This is a genomic window from Rhizobium sp. P1_E1, from assembly GCF_056406015.1.
In genome coordinates, this window is sequence record NZ_JBFUAY010000482.1 from 1 (window position 1) to 1519 (window position 1519).

Consider the following 1519-nt stretch of genomic DNA (forward strand, 5'->3'; position numbering starts at 1 on the left):
ACCCAGTGCCGTGGATAATGTCGGAACATATGCAAGCCTATCAGGACAAGAACTTGCTACGCAATGGACAATAATGGCGGCGCCGGGCTCCTCTAAAACCCCTGGACAAAACGTTTGCAGCGGTGATCAGATTCGCCTTCAAAATTACCAAGATGAAAGTTATTTGGCATTATTCAGCAGCAATCCGCCGGGTGATAGCGGTTATCCCGTGGCAACCACCACCACTTTGAATGATGATACGATTGCGGCCGCTTGGTACGTCCTCATTAGTAGCCAAAATAAACGCAATGATCCAAATCTGAGCGACACAAACGACATATATTTGGTAGCTACCTTTGGTACGCTGGCAGGCGCTTTGGATACCAACGGCGTAGGTGCAGGCGGCTTCAAATACAGCGTCACGGGTGCGCGTCTGCTCAATCGTGACGGCGGAAGCGGCTCTTGGCAGGTAGTGAAAATCAGAAACTGAGCTTCAAATTCATCCATCCAGCGTTGTACCGTTACTGGCCTCGTGTCAAGTTAAGGCGCGAGGTCCCTCAAGCGGCCTACAGATGGGCAAGCTCTCTCCATACGGTAGCTCGCCTTAGCTTGGGTCGAGCATAGGATGCCATGCGGCGGTCGAGAGGGTGATTTCCTGCCACGATTTATGGCGGCGTTTCGCAGTTTGCGATGTTCAGCAGTGCTCGTTCGGTTGCGGCCAAGATGGAAGAGGTTGTGGATCGGATTGTAAGTATGAGGAACTGCTGGCGTGCGGGACTGATTTGAACCGACTCATATGGTGTTCCCCGCGGTCGGGCTGTTGGCGCGAGACCTCGCAGCGATTGTGAAATTTCGGCTCTGTCCAACTGCACGTCGGAATTCTACCTTCGATCTCCGTGCTAAAGAGAGCCGTCTAGAAGGCAAACAGCGAATTCGCCGCCGCTGCATGGCTTGCGACACCGATCGATCAAGCATCACCAGCGTCAGCTTGTCGGTCTTGCGCATTAACTCCACCTACAGGTTGATAAATACATGAGATCCAAGGCGTTAAGCCAAAGTCTTCGTTACCCACGCGCTTGAAAGTGCCTGATCCCCTACCCTGACAACGGCGATGATACACTTCCATTGCGTTTCCTATGTTATTTGATTTTCTCGAAGAAATTCACTCCCGTGGCCATCGGCTCMGAGGTGAGGAACTAATCGAGCCACCTAAAATGTTGGAATTGTCTAGCAAGACGAGGAACTTATCCGGCTGCTTGAGCGATTGGTAAGCGAACATGGCCAGTTAAAGATTTTGCGACTCGCCAACTGAGAATCGTGTGACCGAACATGCGCAGTTGTTTGATTAATACGTACAGTATTATACGTTTACTTAGTCATCCGCAGAAAGCTAAAATACAAAAACTTACGCTCGAGCGATAACCCCAAAATATCAAAAAATATATTATCCTTATATATTGATCTGTGGCGAGCCGCCGTCTAGATCTGCTCAACACGCGGCACGGGGGCCTACCCCGGTCAGCGAAGGGAGGCTTAGATG

Annotated in this window: 1 protein-coding gene; it reads left to right on the top strand. The window is 50.7% G+C overall.

The window, feature by feature from the left end; genetic code table 11:
• Positions 1-469: hypothetical protein (locus tag AC1D1Z_RS37300; protein WP_477853840.1), on the top strand; the 469-nt coding region annotated here is incomplete at its 5' end.
• Positions 470-1519 lie beyond the last annotated feature (1050 nt).